Raw genomic sequence first — 17,092 nt, 5'->3', positions numbered from 1 at the left:
ACTTTATTGTTAAATAAAAAGCCGCAACATGGCGGCTTTCCTATATTTTATATAAACGCTTCTTAAACGTCGATTCTTGCGTAGATTGCATTCTTCTCAATAAATTCTCTTCTTGGAGGAACTTCGTCTCCCATCAACATCGAGAATGTACTGTCTGCTTCAACCGCATTTTCAATCGTGATTTGCTTCAGGGTTCTGTGTTCTGGGTTAAGCGTTGTATCCCAAAGCTGTTCAGGATTCATTTCCCCAAGACCTTTATAACGTTGTACCTCTACTCCTTTTCCGTCTGGTGACATTTCTAGCGTAATTTCTTCACGCTCTTTTTCGTTGTATGCGTAGATTTTTTTGTTTCCTTTTTTCAATAAATATAAAGGTGGTTGAGCGATATAGATATATCCATTCTCAATCAATTCTTTCATATATCTAAAGAAGAATGTCAAAATCAACGTCGAAATGTGAGATCCATCGATATCGGCATCGGTCATAATTACGATTTTGTGATATCGAAGTTTTGTTAAATTCAAAGCTTTTGAATCTTCTTCTGTTCCAACGCTTACACCTAATGCTGTATAGATATTTTTGATTTCGTCGTTGTCATATACTTTGTGAAGCATAGATTTTTCAACATTCAAAATCTTACCTCTCAAAGGAAGAATTGCTTGGAAATGACGGTCACGACCTTGTTTTGCCGTACCACCCGCGGAATCTCCCTCCACTAGGAATAATTCTGATTCTGCTGGATCTTTTGAAGAACAATCGGATAACTTCCCTGGAAGTCCAGAACCACCCATTGGCGATTTACGTTGAACCATTTCTCTCGCTTTCTTAGCTGCTTGACGCGCTTTCGCTGCCAACACCACTTTCTGAACGATTGTTTTAGCCTCAGAAGGATTTTCTTCTAGGAAGTTCGTTAGCATTTCACCAACGATTTTATCAACCGCACCCGAAACTTCTGAGTTACCTAATTTTGTTTTGGTTTGACCTTCAAATTGAGGTTCCATAACTTTAACAGAAATAACCGCTGTAAGTCCTTCACGGAAGTCATCTCCTGTAACTTCTACTTTCTCTTTTGCTGGTAAACCAAGTTCATCAGCATATTTCTTCAAAGTTCTTGTTAGTGCTCTACGGAAACCAGCTAAATGCGTTCCTCCTTCGTGTGTATTAATATTGTTAACATACGAGTGAAGGTTTTCGTTAAACGACGTATTATAACGCATCGCCACTTCTACAGGAATCCCTTCTCGATCACCTTCCATGTAAATAACATGCTCCATGATCGATTCGCGATTTCCATCGATATACTCAACGAATTCTTTAAGACCACCTTCAGAATGGAAAACTTCATGCTTGAAACTTCCATCTTCCAAAACTTGTCTTTCGTCTGTTAAAGTGATTGTAATTCCTTTATTTAAATAAGAAAGTTCTCTCAAACGATTTGCTAATGTATCGTAATTGTACACCAACTCAGTGAAAATACTATCATCCGGCTGGAAGAACTGCATTGTTCCACGCTTGTCAGTATTTCCTACTTGCTTAACATCTTCTAGAGCTTTCCCTCTTTGATAATGTTGTTGGTATACGTTTCCGTCACGGAAAACCGTTGTAATCATGTCGTTAGAAAGCGCGTTAACACACGATACCCCAACACCATGTAAACCTCCCGAAACTTTATACGAATCTTTATCGAACTTCCCTCCTGCTCCAATTTTGGTCATTACAACCTCCAAAGCTGATTTTTGCTCCTTTTCGTGAAAGTCAACCGGAATACCACGACCGTTATCGGTCACTTCGATTCCGTTGCCTTCTTTGATGGTTACCGTAATTGTATCACAATAACCTGCCAAAGCCTCATCAATAGAGTTGTCCACTACTTCATAAACCAAATGGTGAAGACCTCTAGTGCCCACATCACCAATGTACATCGAAGGACGCATACGTACGTGCTCCATTCCTTCCAATGCCTGAATACTACTTGCTGTATATTGTTTTTGACTCATATAAAATTTTTAATTTTTGCGCTGTGCAAAGACCTACAAATATCGTGAAAATTTTCGGGTTTTGAAAGTTTTTAGCATCCAAAAATTAGTTAAAGATTTGATAAAAAAATACCGAAAAATAGTATTCAATAATTTAAAAATTTTGTTTAAAAATAATCCACAATTATGTAAGTATAAGCAACTTCTAATCCCTAACTTTACTCTCATTAATTTTTTATAGGATGGATGATTTTATCGCGGCTCGGTCGCAAATGGCTCTATCATTAGGTTTTCACATCATATTCGCTTGTGTTGGGATGGTAATGCCTTTTCTTATGGCCTACTCTCATTGGAAATATCTAAAAACGGGAAGCGAAATCTACAAAGGACTCACCAAAGCCTGGAGTAAAGGTGTTGCAATTCTTTTTGCAACAGGCGCGGTTTCAGGGACGATGCTTTCTTTCGAGTTAGGTTTATTGTGGCCAAAATTTATGGAACATGCAGGTCCCATTTTCGGAATGCCATTCTCGCTTGAGGGAACGGCATTTTTTATTGAAGCCATTGCTTTAGGTTTTTTCTTGTACGGCTGGGAACGATTAAACAAATGGTTTCATTGGGTTTGCGGATTAATTGTTGGGATTAGTGGTTTGGCATCAGGAATCCTTGTTGTAGCCGCCAATGCTTGGATGAATAGTCCTGCTGGTTTTGATTTTGTTAATGGTGAATACATCAACATTGATCCCATCAAAGCGATGTTTAATGAAGCGTGGTTTCCACAAGCCTTTCACATGACTGTTGCTGCATTTTGTGCAACTGGGTTTGCGGTTGCAGGTGTTCATGCCTATTTAATTTTAAAAAAGAAAAATGTCGAGTTTCACACCAAAGCATTCCGAATTGCGATGGGATTTGCGTTGATTGGCGCTTTTGGAGCTCCGTTAAGCGGTGATATTGCTGCGAAATCAGTTACTAAAAGACAACCAATTAAACTAGCCGCGATGGAGGCTCATTTTGAAACTGAAAAAGGGGCTGCTTTCGTTTTGGGCGGGATTCCTGATGAAAAAACGGGTAAAGTAAAATATTCCGTTAAAGTTCCAAAAGTTTTAAGTTTTCTGGCAACAGGAGATTTTAATGGTGAAGTTAAAGGATTAAATGATTTCCCAAGAGATTTGTGGCCGCCAGTTGCCGTTGTTCACTACGCTTTTCAGATTATGATTTTCTTTGGTGTTGTGATGATGTTGATGGGTGGTATTTATCTTTTCGCTTTATACAAAAAGAAAGAATGGATGACCAAAAAATGGTTTCTTAAAATGTTTTTTATTGCGACACCATTTGGTTATATCGCTCTAGAAGCTGGTTGGACTGTCACCGAAGTTGGGCGACAACCGTGGATAATTTATGGTGTCATGAAAACCATTGACGCCGTAACGCCAATGCCAGGAATCCAATATTCTTTTTACTTTTTCACGTTTATATTTGTGACTTTAGCAATGATTTTAGCTTTTTTATTGTCAAGACAAATTAAAATGGTTCCGAAATTATACGACCCAACCGATCCGAATTATTCACCTAAAACTAAAAAGTCATGATCTACGTAGTTATCGCCTTTTTATGGCTTTCCGTTTGTTTGTACGTCGTTTTTGGCGGCGCGGATTTCGGTGGTGGAATTGTTGAACTTTTCGCTGGAAAAAACACAAAAAAGAAAGTTCACGATATTATGCACGATGCGATTGCCCCCGTTTGGGAAGCCAATCACATGTGGTTGATTATCGCAATTGTGGTTTTATTTGTTGGTTTTCCGCAGATTTACGCCGGAATTTCAACTTATCTTCATATTCCTTTGGTGTTGATGTTGGTGGGAATTATCGCGCGTGGAACGGCTTTTACATTTAGAAATTACGATGCAGTAGAAGATCAATGGCAGGTTTTGTACTCGAGAATATTTTATGCAGCAAGTTTGTTGACGCCTTTCTTTTTAGGCATTATTGCTGCAGCAACCGTTTCATCATCAATTAATCCCGATGCAACCAACTTTTTGGACCTCTATATTTTTAGTTGGCTCAATCTTTTTGGCGTCGCTGTAGGACTTTTCACGATTGCGATTTGTTCGTATTTGGCGTGTATTCTTTCCATCCGAGAAAGCCGAAGTGATGACGAAGTAACGATGATGATTGGGAAATCTAAAAAAGCAATGGTATTAGTTATTTTAACAGGAATATTGGTTTTTGGAGCCGCTAATTATTCTGGAATCCCATTATTTCAGTGGATATTTTCGAAACCGTTGGGAATTGCAGCTGTTGTTGTAGCAACGATTTTGTTAGGTTTAATTTTTTACTGCATGAAAATCCGAAAACTCCTTCCGATCCGATTATTTGCGGGGTTGCAAGTAGTTTTGATATTGGTCGCAGCAACCTATCAACATTATCCAGATATTGTTTTACTAGGAAATGGTAACCATTATTCTTTGATAGAACACGCTGCTCCAGAAGCAACTATCAATGCATTGGCTTGGGCACTTTTAATTGGTTCAATATTTATACTTCCGTTTTTGTTTTATTTAATCTACACGATGAGGCGGAAAGTCGAGAGTTGATCTAATCTTTATATTTATAGATTTTAATTTTCAAAAACAATTATTTGATAGTTTTTATCTATATTTGTGTAAATTGAAAATATGAAGCTGAAATTTTTGTTTTTTACACTCTTAGGAATTGGTTCAATTAAAGCACAAAAATCGGACACTGGAAATTGGTTGATGCTTTTTGGAAACGAAAAGATGAATGATAAATTCAATATTCATTATGAAGTTCAGTATCGTGATTTTGAATTTTTAGGAGACCTCAATCAATTACTTTTACGAACGGGAATTGCCTATAATTTAGCTGAAAATAACAACAATGTTTTACTTGGTTACGCCTATGTTCATTCTCGAAATTATGATGGTGATCAAAATGTAAAATCGGTAGAAGAACATCGAATTTTTCAACAATTTATTACCAAACAAAAGTTTGGAAGAGTTAGTTTGAATCATCGTTATCGAATTGAAGAACGTTTTTTGGAACCGAAAATGGAGGTTCGTTTTCGTTATCAATTGAGTGTGAACATTCCTTTCAACAATACATCTTTGATTAAAAATACATGGTACGCGAACATTTATGATGAGATTTTTATTAACGCAAAAAAGGATGCATACGACAGAAATCGATTGTATGGCGGAATTGGTTATGTCATTAATGATAAAATGCGTTTAGAAGCTGGCTATATGAATCAATCAACAGCTTCCGTGAGTCGAAATCAACTTCAAATTGGGTTTTATTTAAACGATGTTTTTGGTTTAAAAAAGGAAGAATCCAATCTTTAAATACAGTTTTTAAGAATAAAAAAAGCGAACTATATAGTTCGCTTTTTGTTTGTATATACTTCGGTATTAAACCAACTTAATCAATAAAACATCGTCCACTTTTTCCACTTTCACCAAATTGTTCTTGGTTAAAATTTTAGACGCTTTGTCCCATTTTTTACCTGATAATTGAGATTTTTCTTTAACCTCATTTAGCGGTAAGGTTGCACCAGACTTTAGAATTTCAAGAATCAATTTTTCATCTTCTCCAAGTTCCACTTGTGGTGTTACTTTCTCAGGTCTCATTTGAGGGAAAAATAGAACTTCCTGAATCGAAGGATTGTTCGTTAAAAACATAATTAATCGGTCCATTCCAATTCCTAAGCCAGAAGTTGGCGGCATACCGTACTCCAACGCTCTGAGGAAATCTTGATCGATAAACATCGCTTCATCATCACCTCTTTCTGACAACGCCATTTGTGCTTCAAAACGCTCTCGTTGATCGATTGGGTCATTCAACTCCGAATATGCATTCGCGATTTCTTTTCCACAAACCATCAATTCAAAACGCTCTGTAAGACCTTCTTGACTTCTATGTTTTTTAGTTAAAGGCGACATTTCAATCGGATAATCTGTAATGAACGTTGGCTGGATGAAGTTTCCTTCACATTTTTCACCAAAAATCTCATCAATTAATTTTCCTTTACCCATTGTTTCATTCACTTCGATTCCGATAGATTTAGCAAAATCAAATAATTCTTGCTCCGACTTTCCTGTGATATCAAAACCTGTAAATTTCAAGATAGCTTCTGTCATCGAAACCCTTGGATACGGCGCTTTCCAGCTAATTTGATGTTCACCAAATGTAGATTCTGCCGAACCATTAACTTGAGTTGCACAGAATTCTAATAATTTCTCGGTGAAATCCATCATCCAGTTATAATCCTTGTACGCAACATAGATTTCCATGGCCGTAAATTCTGGATTATGCGTTCTGTCCATCCCTTCGTTACGGAAGTTTTTCGAGAATTCATAAACACCATCAAAACCACCAACAATTAATCTTTTTAGATACAGTTCGTTTGCAATTCTCAAATATAAAGGAATATCTAAAGCATTATGATGCGTGATGAAAGGTTTTGCAGCTGCTCCACCAGGAATTGATTGTAGAATCGGTGTTTCTACTTCGAAATAACCAGCGTCATTGAAAAACGAGCGCATCGCATTAAATAACTTGGTTCTTTTTACGAAAATCTCTTTAATATTCGGGTTTACAACCAAATCAGCATAACGTTGTCTGTATCTTAATTCCGGATCGTTAAATGCGTCAAAAATATTTCCATCAGCATCTACTTTTGGAAGTGGTAATGGGCGAAGCGACTTGGTAAGAAGTGTAAAATCTTTTACCATAACCGTCATTTCGCCAACTTGAGTTTGGAACAATTCACCTTCAATTCCAATGATATCACCGATGTCTAAAAGGTGCTTGTAAACTTCGTTGTATTTTTCTTTGTCTTCACCAGTACAGATTTCATCACGGTTGAAATAGACCTGAATTCTCCCCGCCGAATCTTGCAATTCTGCAAAACTTGCTTTCCCTTGAATTCGTCTAGACATCAATCTTCCGGCAAGCTTCACCTTCTTCCCTTCCTCGAATTTCTGTTTTATAGATGCAGTAGTATCTGTAATTTTGTATTCTTCGGCTGGGAATGCGTCAATTCCAAGAGCATTCAGTTTTTGCAATTTCTCGCGACGGATGATTTCCTGTTCTGATAATGACATTTTTGTTAAATTTTTTAAAGATGCAAAAATACGGATTTTTAAGTCGTTATGAAACTTAAATTTTCAGCTACCTAAAAACCAATTTTTCCTATTTTCTTTCGGAATAAAAGTCCATGCTAAAATTCGACTTACTTTCTGACCTTGCGCCATATCAATAATTTTGAATTCTAAAACATTAATGTTTTTTAAAAGAGTTGTCAACTGATGTAAATGATCTTTCCTAGAAACCAAACTTGTAAACCAAAGTACTTGTGAGGAAAACTGAACACTTTCATTGATCATTTTTTTAATGAACGTCATTTCGCCACCTTCGCACCAAAGTTCGGAATGTTGACCTCCAAAATTGAGATTGTTTTTCTGAACTTTTGATTTCCGAAGATTATTATTTTTTCTTCGATTTCCAAGCATTGCTGCTTCTTCAGAATCATGAAAAGGTGGATTGCACATTGAAAATACAAATCGATCCTCTTGTGAAATAATATTTTTAAAAATGTAATCAGAATTGGGTTGAAGTTTCAAATGAATTTTAGATTCTAATTGCGGATTTTGATCTAAAATCTTTTGTGCATTATCCAACGATTTTGGATTTACATCACTTCCCATCATTTCCCAACTATACGAATGATGTGCTAATAAAGGATAAACGAGATTGGCTCCTACTCCAATATCCAAACCTTTTACGGATTTTCCAGTTGGAATTTCCCCATTTTCCTCCGCTAATAAATCTGCTAAATAATGAATATAATCTGCACGACCAGGAATTGGCGGACAAAGATTTCCTTCAGGAATGTCCCAATTTTTAACCTCATAATACTTCAAAAGCAATGCCTTATTAAGTAATTTCACCGCTTGTGGAAGGCTGAAATTGATCGTCATTGTTTCGAACGCATTCGTAAAAACATAATGTTTCAATTCAGGAACTATAGAGATGAGTTCCTCGAAATTGTACGAATTACGATGGAGATTTCGTGGATGCAAATTTGATTTTTCAGACATAAATTTTTATTTGAATCTATACAGTTGAAAACAAAAAAGAACAACATAGTTGCTGTCCTTTTTATATTTTTTTCAAGTTGATGATTACTTCATAGAAAGAATATACTCTACCATTTTCTTGGCTTCCTCTTTAGTGATGTTGGGATGCGCTTGCATAGGAACTTGTCCCCAAACTCCACTTCCTCCGTCGATAATTTTTGAAGCTAACAAATCCGCATCAGCAGCGGTATATTTAGCAGCCACTTCGGCGTATGAAGGTCCTATAAACTTTTCGCTGTCTTTATGGCAACTCAAGCAATCGGAACCATTGATTAATGCATAACCAGGTAACGATTTATCACCTTCAACAACAGCAACTTCTTGCTTCGGCGGCGTAAATGCAGATTGCTCTTCAACTTCTGGTTGTTGTTCTTTTTTCGAACATTGTACCGCAAGAATCGCTACGGCAACGATTGCGAATATTCTTTTCATACTACTATTATTTTGCTTGTGCCGAATCTACTTTTACAGCAGCTTCTTGCACGGTTGGTGTTTGTGCTTTTTCAGCTCCTAGGTCTGGTAATGTTTTCGCAGCCGCAGAATCGTTCACCTTTACTTCTGGCTCCTCCATCATGGTATTGCTGTCTTGCAAAGCATTATCATTGTTTTTTGAACAACTTACAAATGCTAATCCTCCTACTAAGATACTGAATACTATTTTTTTCATTTTATTTAAATTATTTTTCACAAAAATAGAAAATATATTCCTAATTAGAATTTAAAAAACCGTTATTTAAACGTTTTTTAAACAAGAATATAAATTCATTCCCTATTTGAGTTGTTTCTTTAGATATTTTCAAAATTAAATAGAAGCTTTATAGAATGTTCATGCAGAAATTGGTAAAACTTTGAAAACAAAGACGATACTAATTCAATTGTTTTCCTAATTCGCAAAAAAGAATTTTGTTAATTGAAAAATCCTTTATACATTTGCCATCATGTTAAGAATAACAAACAAAAATTGGTGGTGGCATTCAAAATCTTGTTCAAGGTCTTGAAGCATTATCCTTTTTTGTATGGAAAAGAAGTATAAGAAAACTATATAATGGACTTTGACGCTTGTGTTAAAGTCTTTTTTTTGTTCAAAATTTAAAATAAAAACACCTTTGGAAACCCTTACAAAAATGAAATTCAAAGAAAAAATACAAATAAAAACAACCGTAAAATCTTCTGTTGCCGATCTTTTTACTCCCATCGGAATTTACTTGAGATTACGTGATAAATTTCGCGATACGATTTTGCTCGAAAGTGCAGGAAATCAAAATTCGGGAAACAACTACTCTTTCATTGCGATTAATGCGATTGCTGGTATCGAAATTTCCAATTATCAAGAAGCTGAATTCAAGTTTCCATTGGGGGATCCAGAAACCATTTCTCTAGAGAATGAAGTTCTTACGGATCTTTTGCAAGAGTTTTCAGCTTGTTTTATCACTGAAGAAAATAACGAAACAATCGCAAAACATGCGCAAGGATTTTTTGGATATACAAGTTACGATGCGATTCCGTTTTTTGAAAATATTAAATTCAAAAAAGCGTCTGTTGAAAATGAAATTCCACTGATGCGCTACCGTTTTTATCAGTATGTGATTGCTATTAATCACTTTAATGATGAAATGTTTTTAATTGAAAATCATATTGCTGGACTAAAATCAGAACGAAAGTTAATTGAAGATTTGATTAATCAAAAAAATGCGCCTATTTTTCCTTTTGAAACTGCTGGAAATGAAACGTCTAATTTAACCGATGAAGAATATCGAAATTCGGTTGAATTGGCTAAGAAACATTGTTTCCGAGGTGATGTTTTTCAATTGGTTTTAAGCCGAAGATTCGAACAAAAATTTATTGGTGACGAGTTTAATGTGTATCGTGCTTTGCGAAATATCAATCCATCTCCTTATTTATTTTTCTTCGATTATGGCGATTATAAATTGATGGGATCAAGCCCAGAAAGTCAATTGATCATTAAGGATAATAAAGCGATTATTCACCCAATTGCAGGAACTTTTAAAAGAACCGGTAGCATTGGAAAAGATTTAGAAGCTGCAGAAGAGCTTAAAAAAGATCCGAAAGAAAATGCCGAACATACAATGCTTGTTGATTTGGCTCGAAATGACCTAAGCATTTACGGTAAAAATACAAAAGTGACTAAATTGAAAGAAATTCAGTTTTTCTCCCACGTTATTCACATGGTCAGTGAAGTTACCGCTGATTTAAAACCCAATCAAAATCCTTTTTCCATGATGGCAACTACGTTTCCGCAAGGAACATTAAGCGGCGCACCAAAATATAAAGCCATGGAACTTATTGATTTGTATGAGAAAACGTCTCGCAGTTATTATGGTGGTTGCGTTGGTTTTGTAGGTTTTGACGGAAGTTGCAACCAAGCTATTATGATACGTACTTTTTTAAGTAAAAATAACACCTTGTTTTATCAAGCTGGTGCTGGATTGGTTGCTCATTCGGTTCCTGAAAACGAATTGCAAGAAGTGAATAACAAATTAGGAGCTTTGAAAAAAGCAATTAAAAAAGCCGAAAAAATCTAATAATTAACCATTGAAAATTTACCATTATGATATTAGTTTTTGATAATTACGACAGTTTTACGTACAATTTGGTTCAGATGATTGAAGAAATTGTTGGCCATGAAGTAGATGTCGTTAGAAATGATCAAATTCCTTTAGCGGAAATAGAAAAATACGATAAAATCTTTCTTTCACCTGGCCCTGGAATTCCAGAAGAAGCGGGAATTTTATTGGATTTAATAAAAACCTACGCTCCTACAAAATCTATTTTTGGAGTTTGCCTTGGTCAACAAGCGATTGCCGAAGCTTTCGGAGGAAATTTAATTAATCTTTCTGAAATTTTCCATGGTGTAGCAACCGATGCAAAACAAACGAAAGCGCATCTATTGTTCAACAATCTCCCTGAAACTTTAGAAGTTGGGAGATACCATTCTTGGGCGGTAAATCCCGAAGGCTTTCCGGAAGAGTTAGAAGTGACTTCGGTGGATAATCAAGGAATGATTATGTCTTTGAAACATAAACAATACGATGTACACGGAGTTCAATACCATCCTGAAAGTATTTTAACACCTTCTGGGAGACAAATCATCGAAAATTTTCTTAAAAACTAATTCCTTTTTTTACTAGAAAAAATGAAAGAAATTTTACAATACTTATTCAACCATCAAACGTTAACAAAAGCTGAAGCAAAAGCAATTTTAACGGAGATTTCCTATAATAAATTTAACGAAAGTGAGGTGACTTCGTTTATTTCGGTTTTCTTGATGCGTAGCATTACAATGGGCGAATTACAAGGCTTTCGCGAGGCTTTACTGCAATTATGTACACCAATTGACTTAGAAACCGAGGATTTGGTGGATATTGTAGGAACTGGTGGTGATGGAAAAAACACCTTCAATATTTCTACTTTAGCGAGTTTTGTTGTTGCCGGAACCGGTCAAAAAGTTGCAAAACAAGGGAATTACGGAGCTTCATCGATTAGCGGTTCATCCAATGTTTTGGAAGAAGTTGGCTATCAATTTAAAGATAATGCGGAGGATTTAAAACGAGATTTGGACAAAGGAAATATCTGTTTTCTTCACGCTCCTCTTTTCCACCCAGCTTTAAAATCGGTTGCCCCGATGCGAAAGCAACTAGGTTTGAAAACATTTTTTAATCTTTTAGGCCCTTTGGTTAATCCGGCAAAACCGAAATTCTCCATGATTGGTGTTGCTAATTTGGAAATTGCACGTTTGTATCAATACGTTTTGCAGAAAGAAAATCACGATTTCATGTTGGTTCATGCTTTGGATGGTTACGATGAAATTTCGTTAACGGGCGATACTAAAATCATCAATAAAAATGGTGAAAAGATTTATTCAACTTCAGATTTGAAATTCCCAACGATCCAATCCGAATTAATTTTTGGAGGGAATACAAAAGAATATACTGCTAAAATTTTCATGGATGTTCTTCAAGGAAAAGGAAGCGATGCTCAAAACTCTGTGGTTTTAGCCAATGCCGCGATAGCATTGATGAATACACAAAAATATGGAGATTATTCGTCGTGTTTAGAGTTAGCAAAGGAAAGTTTGTTTTCAGGAAAAGCGTTGCAAAGTCTTGAAAAGATTAAAAATTAAAACCTTTTAAAATGACCATTTTAGATTCAATTATTCAAGATAAAAAAGCAGAAATTAGCAATTCAAAAAGCTTAATTTCTATCGATGAATTGCGAGAAAAACCATTTTTCAGTAGACCGACTTTTTCCTTAAAAGAAACAATGAAATCCAGAACTGGAATTATTGCCGAATTTAAGCGAAAGTCGCCTAGCAAAGGAATTATCAACGATATTGCAAATCTTGTTTCGGTTGGTAAAGCGTACGAAAAATTTGGAGCTAGCGCCATGTCTATTTTGACCGATTATCCGTATTTTGGAGGAACTTCTGAAGATTTAGTGAATGTACGTCCACACATCAATATTCCTATTCTGCGTAAGGATTTTATGATTGATGCGTATCAATTTTATGAGGCAAAAGCATTGGGAGCCGATGTAATTTTGTTGATTGCCGCTTGTCTTTCTCCTTTTCAAGTTGAGGAATTTACTGAACTTTCTCATGAACTAAATTTGGAAGTTTTACTGGAAATTCATTCCGAAGAAGAGCTCAAACATGTTAATTCAAAAATTGATTTTGTTGGTATTAACAATCGAAATTTGAAAGATTTTAAAGTTAATCTTCAGCATTCAATTGATCTGAAGAATAAGCTTCCAGAAGGCATTTTATCGGTTGCTGAAAGTGGAATTTACAATGAAACGGATTTTCGATTCTTAAAGGAACAAGGTTTCGATGGTTTTTTAATGGGTGAATACTTCATGAAGGCCTATTCTCCAGAGGAACAATTTGAAACGTTTATTCAAAATACCCAGTTTTAAAATGGAAATTACGAAGCCAAAATTGAAAGTTTGCGGAATGACTCGTTTGGAAGAAATTACCGAGTTAATCAATCTTTCGATTGATTATATGGGTTTTATTTTCTACGAAAAATCACCAAGATTTGTTTTGAATCATTTGAATTTAGACCAAATTGCAGAAATTCCGCATTTTGGAAAAGTAGGCGTTTTTGTGAATGAGACAGTTGAAAACATCGTTGGAATTTCGAAAACGGCAAAGCTAAATTTTATTCAATTACATGGCGACGAAAATGAAGATTTTATTATTGAATTAAAAACTAAACTTCCTGATTACATAAAAATAATTAAAGTAATCAGAATTGGTACTGATTTTTTTAACTTAAAATCTCAATTGGAAAAAGTCTCAAATCTTGTATCTCCTATCTCCTATCTTTTATTTGATACCGATTCTTCCGCTTTTGGTGGAACCGGAAAATCATTTGACTGGAAGATTTTAGACGTTTTGGATATTCCACTTCCCTATTTTTTAAGTGGAGGAATTTCACTAGAAAATGTTGATGAAATTGAAAATATTGGAAACAAACCTTTTGCATTGGATGTAAATTCGAAATTTGAAACTGAACCCGGTGTAAAGAATTTAGAAAAAATAAAAAACTTAAAAAATTACGTATTTTAAAAAGTACCATGTAAAATGTATTTACGAATTCATCAATTCTACTTTTTACTTTAATATATTAATACAAATATAATGAACTATCAAAACCCAGATAAAGACGGTTATTACGGAGAATTTGGAGGCGCATTTATCCCAGAAATGCTTTTTCCAAATGTTGACGCATTACAAAAAAAATATCTTGAAATCATTGAGTCGGATGAGTTTCAAGCAGAATTTCAAGACTTACTAAAAAACTATGTTGGTCGGGCAACGCCATTGTATCACGCTAAAAAACTGAGTGCACAATATGGAACTCAAATTTATCTGAAACGTGAAGATTTGAACCATACAGGTGCTCACAAAATCAACAATGCTTTAGGACAAGCATTGTTAGCGAAAAAGTTAGGGAAAAATAGAATCATCGCAGAGACTGGAGCTGGACAACATGGCGTGGCAACAGCAACGGCGTGTGCGCTTTTAGGTTTAGAATGCATCGTGTACATGGGCGAAGTGGATATTGCAAGACAAGCTCCGAATGTAGCACGAATGAAAATGTTGGGAGCGACTGTGGTTCCGGCAACGTCAGGTTCCAAAACATTGAAAGATGCCGTAAATGAAGCGCTTCGAGATTGGATAAACAATCCAACAACAACGCATTATATCATTGGAAGCGTGGTTGGTCCACATCCTTTTCCGGATTTGGTGGCACGTTTTCAAAGTGTGATTTCTGCAGAAATTAAAGAGCAACTTCAAGAACAATTAGGACGGAAAAATCCAGATTATATCATCGCTTGTGTTGGTGGGGGAAGCAATGCTGCTGGGACGTTTTACCATTATGTGAATGAACCCGAAGTAAAAATTATCGCCGCAGAAGCCGGTGGTTTGGGTGTAGATTCGGGAAAATCTGCGGCAACGACGTTCTTGGGAACATTAGGGATTTTGCACGGTAGTCAAAGTTTAGTAATGCAAACCAAAGATGGCCAAGTAATCGAGCCTCATTCTATTTCTGCTGGTTTGGATTATCCTGGAATTGGACCCATGCACGCCAATTTATTTGATCAAAATAGAGCCGAATTTTTAAGTATCAACGATGAAGATGCTTTGAAAGCAGCATTTAATTTGACCAAAATGGAAGGTATCATTCCAGCTTTGGAAAGCGCACATGCCTTGGCTGTTTTTGATAAGAAAAAATTTGATCCAAACGATGTTATTGTGTTGTGTTTAAGTGGTCGTGGAGATAAAGATATGGAAACATATCTTCGTGTACAAAGTACAATGTAATATGTACAAAAGATTACACAGAAAAAGAATTATATAAATACATTGTACTTTGTACATTTTACTTTTTACAACAAAATGAAAAAACTAAATATTTATTTCACTGCGGGCGTTCCTGGTTTAACTGATATGCCTAAAATTGCGCAAACGATTCAAGATTCGGGTGCAGATATGATGGAAATCGGGATTCCCTATTCCGATCCAGTTGCTGATGGTCCGACAATTCAAGATGCGCATGGATTGGCTTTAAAAAACGGGATGAGCATTGAAATTTTATTTCAACAATTATCTGAAATTAAAGATTCAGTAACCATTCCAAAAGTATTAATGGGCTATTTGAATCCCGTTCTTCAATTTGGATTTGAAAATTTTTGCGAAAACTGTCAGAAAGTTGATGTTTCTGGATTGATTATTCCAGACCTTCCACCGATTGAATTTGAAAGAAAATATCAATCCATTTTAGCTAAATTTGGACTGAATTTTTCTTTCTTAGTGACTCCAGAAACGTCTGATGAACGTATTTTGTACTTGGATGGATTGAGTTCTGGATTCTTGTATGCTGTAAGTTCTTCATCTACAACCGGAAATGAAAATGCAGAATTGAAAAACGAAAACTATCTGAATCGATTAGCAAATTTACCTTTGAAAAACCCAGTATTTATCGGATTTGGAATTAAAAATCAAGCTGATTTTGAATCGGTAACGGAAAAAGCAGCGGGCGGAATCATTGGAACGGCTTTTGTAAAGACACTTTTCGAAGATCCAAGTTTGGAAAAAGCAAAAGAATTTATTCATAGCATAAGAAATTAAAATTCCTTATTTTTACACCTTCAAAATTCAAGATATGACCATTACCCAAAATAAAAAATTGCACTTTCAAGATTTAGGTGTTACTGATTATGTAAAAGCGTTCGAAAAGCAAGAATCGTTGATGCAAAGCATTATCGATTTGAAATTGAAGAACCGTGATCGTACCGATGAAATTTACGAAGAAACACCGAATTATTTCTTATTTGTAGAGCATCCGCATGTATATACGTTAGGGAAATCAGGCGACGAGCATAATATGTTGGCGAACGAAGAAAAGCTAAAACAAATCGACGCAACCTTCGTGAAAACCAATCGCGGTGGCGATATTACATATCATGGTTTTGGACAAATCGTGGGCTATCCTATTTTGGATTTGGATAATTTCAAGTCAGATATTCATTTGTATATGCGAAATTTGGAGGAAGTTATCATCCGAACTATTGCTGAATACGGTTTGAAAGGCGAGCGTAGTGAAGGCGAAACGGGAGTTTGGTTGGATGTTGGGAAGCCGTATGCACGTAAAATTTGTGCGATGGGCGTAAAAACGTCTAAATGGGTGACGATGCACGGTTTTGCATTGAATGTGAATACCGATATGCGTTATTTTGAATACATTATCCCTTGCGGAATAAAAGACAAATCGGTGACTTCACTAAAACGTGAATTGGAACGTGAGTTTTCTGAAGCGGAAGTTCAGGAAGTAAAAGAAAAAATCAAAAAGCATTTCTTAGACGTCTTCGGCGCTGAGTTTATCTAATAAAAAAATCACCTTTCAAAAGGTGATTTTTATTTTTATGATGTTTTTAAAAAACTTTAAAACCTTTATAAACTTCTGTCTTTTCTTCTAAAATTTTGGATGCTTGAATTCTAAATTCATCCAAATGCTCTGTAGTGCTGTGTTTGTAATGATGCTCTTCAGATTCCCAAAGTTCCACGATAAAGAAAATTCCTTTTTGCTCTTTATCTTCAATGATATCGTACTGCAAGCAACCTTCTTCTTTACGAGTTTCGTTAGCCAATTTTTTAAGCAACTCGATTGCGTCAATCAAATAATTTTCCTTAAAACGGAATAGAGCGATAATATGTAAGTTCATAATGTATTTTTCGAAGTAGCGAAAATACATAATCAAGTTTATTTTCTGTGTAAATAAAATCATAAAATTTCATTCAAATTAAAAATAAATCAAAGGCATTTCTCTATTTTTAAATCCTCAAACTCAAGCTATCAGCATCTCGAAAATTATCAAATTCGTAAAATTTTTGTTTAATATTGTCGATTTTATAAAATTGTATATATTTGTAAAAGTT

17 protein-coding genes are annotated in these 17,092 nt (G+C 35.4%); 11 read left to right on the top strand and 6 right to left on the bottom strand.

The annotated features are described in order from the left end of the window. Positions 1 to 62: 62 nt before the first annotated feature. Entirely contained in the window at positions 63 to 1,997 is a 1,935-nt protein-coding gene (gene gyrB, locus AC5XHR_RS01070) for a DNA topoisomerase (ATP-hydrolyzing) subunit B (RefSeq protein WP_495948920.1), read from the bottom strand. A 221-nt stretch (positions 1,998 to 2,218) separates the two neighbouring features. Between gyrB and AC5XHR_RS01065 the strand changes: the two genes are divergently transcribed. From AC5XHR_RS01065 to AC5XHR_RS01055, 3 genes are all read left to right on the top strand, one after another. Further along, positions 2,219 to 3,562, top strand: coding sequence for a cytochrome ubiquinol oxidase subunit I (locus AC5XHR_RS01065; RefSeq protein ID WP_495948919.1), 1,344 nt, complete (start codon positions 2,219 to 2,221; stop codon positions 3,560 to 3,562). Next, a complete protein-coding gene (locus AC5XHR_RS01060; protein ID WP_495948918.1) occupies positions 3,559 to 4,566 on the top strand; it encodes a cytochrome d ubiquinol oxidase subunit II in 1,008 nt (335 codons plus the stop codon). Before AC5XHR_RS01065 ends, AC5XHR_RS01060 begins: the two co-directional genes overlap by 4 nt. Positions 4,567 to 4,647: 81 nt before the next feature. Continuing rightward, positions 4,648 to 5,334 (top strand): DUF2490 domain-containing protein, encoded by a 687-nt coding sequence (locus AC5XHR_RS01055; protein ID WP_495948917.1) that lies wholly within the window; start codon positions 4,648 to 4,650, stop codon positions 5,332 to 5,334. A gap of 66 nt (positions 5,335 to 5,400) precedes the next feature. Here AC5XHR_RS01055 and lysS read toward each other — a convergent pair whose 3' ends face one another. The 4 genes from lysS to AC5XHR_RS01035 all read right to left on the bottom strand — a co-directional run bounded on the left by lysS (position 5,401) and on the right by AC5XHR_RS01035 (position 8,797). Beyond that, entirely contained in the window at positions 5,401 to 7,095 is a 1,695-nt protein-coding gene (gene lysS, locus AC5XHR_RS01050; protein WP_495948916.1) for a lysine--tRNA ligase, read from the bottom strand. A gap of 63 nt (positions 7,096 to 7,158) precedes the next feature. Beyond that, entirely contained in the window at positions 7,159 to 8,091 is a 933-nt protein-coding gene (rlmF, locus tag AC5XHR_RS01045) for a 23S rRNA (adenine(1618)-N(6))-methyltransferase RlmF (protein ID WP_495948915.1), read from the bottom strand. An 84-nt stretch (positions 8,092 to 8,175) separates the two neighbouring features. After that, entirely contained in the window at positions 8,176 to 8,562 is a 387-nt protein-coding gene (locus AC5XHR_RS01040) for a c-type cytochrome (RefSeq protein WP_495948914.1), read from the bottom strand. Positions 8,563 to 8,569: 7 nt separating this feature from the next. Continuing rightward, positions 8,570 to 8,797 carry a hypothetical protein gene (locus AC5XHR_RS01035; protein ID WP_495948913.1) on the bottom strand — a complete coding sequence of 76 codons (228 nt, stop codon included), beginning with the start codon at positions 8,795 to 8,797 and terminating at the stop codon, positions 8,570 to 8,572. A gap of 457 nt (positions 8,798 to 9,254) precedes the next feature. On the opposite strand from AC5XHR_RS01035, the gene AC5XHR_RS01030 reads away from it, so the two are divergent. From AC5XHR_RS01030 to lipB, 8 genes are all read left to right on the top strand, one after another. Then, on the top strand, positions 9,255 to 10,673 hold the full coding sequence (locus AC5XHR_RS01030; RefSeq protein ID WP_495948912.1) for an anthranilate synthase component I family protein: 1,419 nt from the start codon (positions 9,255 to 9,257) through the stop codon (positions 10,671 to 10,673). A 23-nt stretch (positions 10,674 to 10,696) separates the two neighbouring features. Then, complete coding sequence (locus tag AC5XHR_RS01025) at positions 10,697 to 11,263, top strand: anthranilate synthase component II (protein WP_495949702.1); 567 nt, start codon at positions 10,697 to 10,699, stop codon at positions 11,261 to 11,263. 21 nt (positions 11,264 to 11,284) lie between these two features. Beyond that, positions 11,285 to 12,271 carry an anthranilate phosphoribosyltransferase gene (gene trpD, locus AC5XHR_RS01020; protein WP_495948911.1) on the top strand — a complete coding sequence of 329 codons (987 nt, stop codon included), beginning with the start codon at positions 11,285 to 11,287 and terminating at the stop codon, positions 12,269 to 12,271. An 11-nt stretch (positions 12,272 to 12,282) separates the two neighbouring features. Then, complete coding sequence (trpC, locus tag AC5XHR_RS01015) at positions 12,283 to 13,062, top strand: indole-3-glycerol phosphate synthase TrpC (RefSeq protein ID WP_495948910.1); 780 nt, start codon at positions 12,283 to 12,285, stop codon at positions 13,060 to 13,062. 1 nt (position 13,063) lies between these two features. Beyond that, the gene (locus AC5XHR_RS01010) at positions 13,064 to 13,717 is read left to right on the top strand and encodes a phosphoribosylanthranilate isomerase (protein WP_495948909.1); all 654 of its coding nucleotides are present in this window, start codon (positions 13,064 to 13,066) and stop codon (positions 13,715 to 13,717) included. A 72-nt stretch (positions 13,718 to 13,789) separates the two neighbouring features. Beyond that, positions 13,790 to 14,977: a tryptophan synthase subunit beta gene (trpB, locus tag AC5XHR_RS01005; protein ID WP_495948908.1), complete on the top strand. Its 1,188-nt coding sequence runs from the start codon at positions 13,790 to 13,792 to the stop codon at positions 14,975 to 14,977. Positions 14,978 to 15,052: 75 nt separating this feature from the next. Next, positions 15,053 to 15,784 (top strand): tryptophan synthase subunit alpha, encoded by a 732-nt coding sequence (trpA, locus tag AC5XHR_RS01000; protein ID WP_495948907.1) that lies wholly within the window; start codon positions 15,053 to 15,055, stop codon positions 15,782 to 15,784. Positions 15,785 to 15,818: 34 nt separating this feature from the next. Beyond that, positions 15,819 to 16,541: a lipoyl(octanoyl) transferase LipB gene (gene lipB, locus AC5XHR_RS00995; protein WP_495948906.1), complete on the top strand. Its 723-nt coding sequence runs from the start codon at positions 15,819 to 15,821 to the stop codon at positions 16,539 to 16,541. A 46-nt stretch (positions 16,542 to 16,587) separates the two neighbouring features. Here lipB and AC5XHR_RS00990 read toward each other — a convergent pair whose 3' ends face one another. Next, positions 16,588 to 16,878: a putative quinol monooxygenase gene (locus AC5XHR_RS00990; RefSeq protein WP_495948905.1), complete on the bottom strand. Its 291-nt coding sequence runs from the start codon at positions 16,876 to 16,878 to the stop codon at positions 16,588 to 16,590. Between the last annotated feature and the right edge of the window lie 214 nt (positions 16,879 to 17,092).

The sequence above is a fragment of the Kaistella sp. CFF1-2 genome, assembly GCF_059509915.1.
This window is presented reverse-complemented; position numbering and strand designations above follow the sequence as displayed.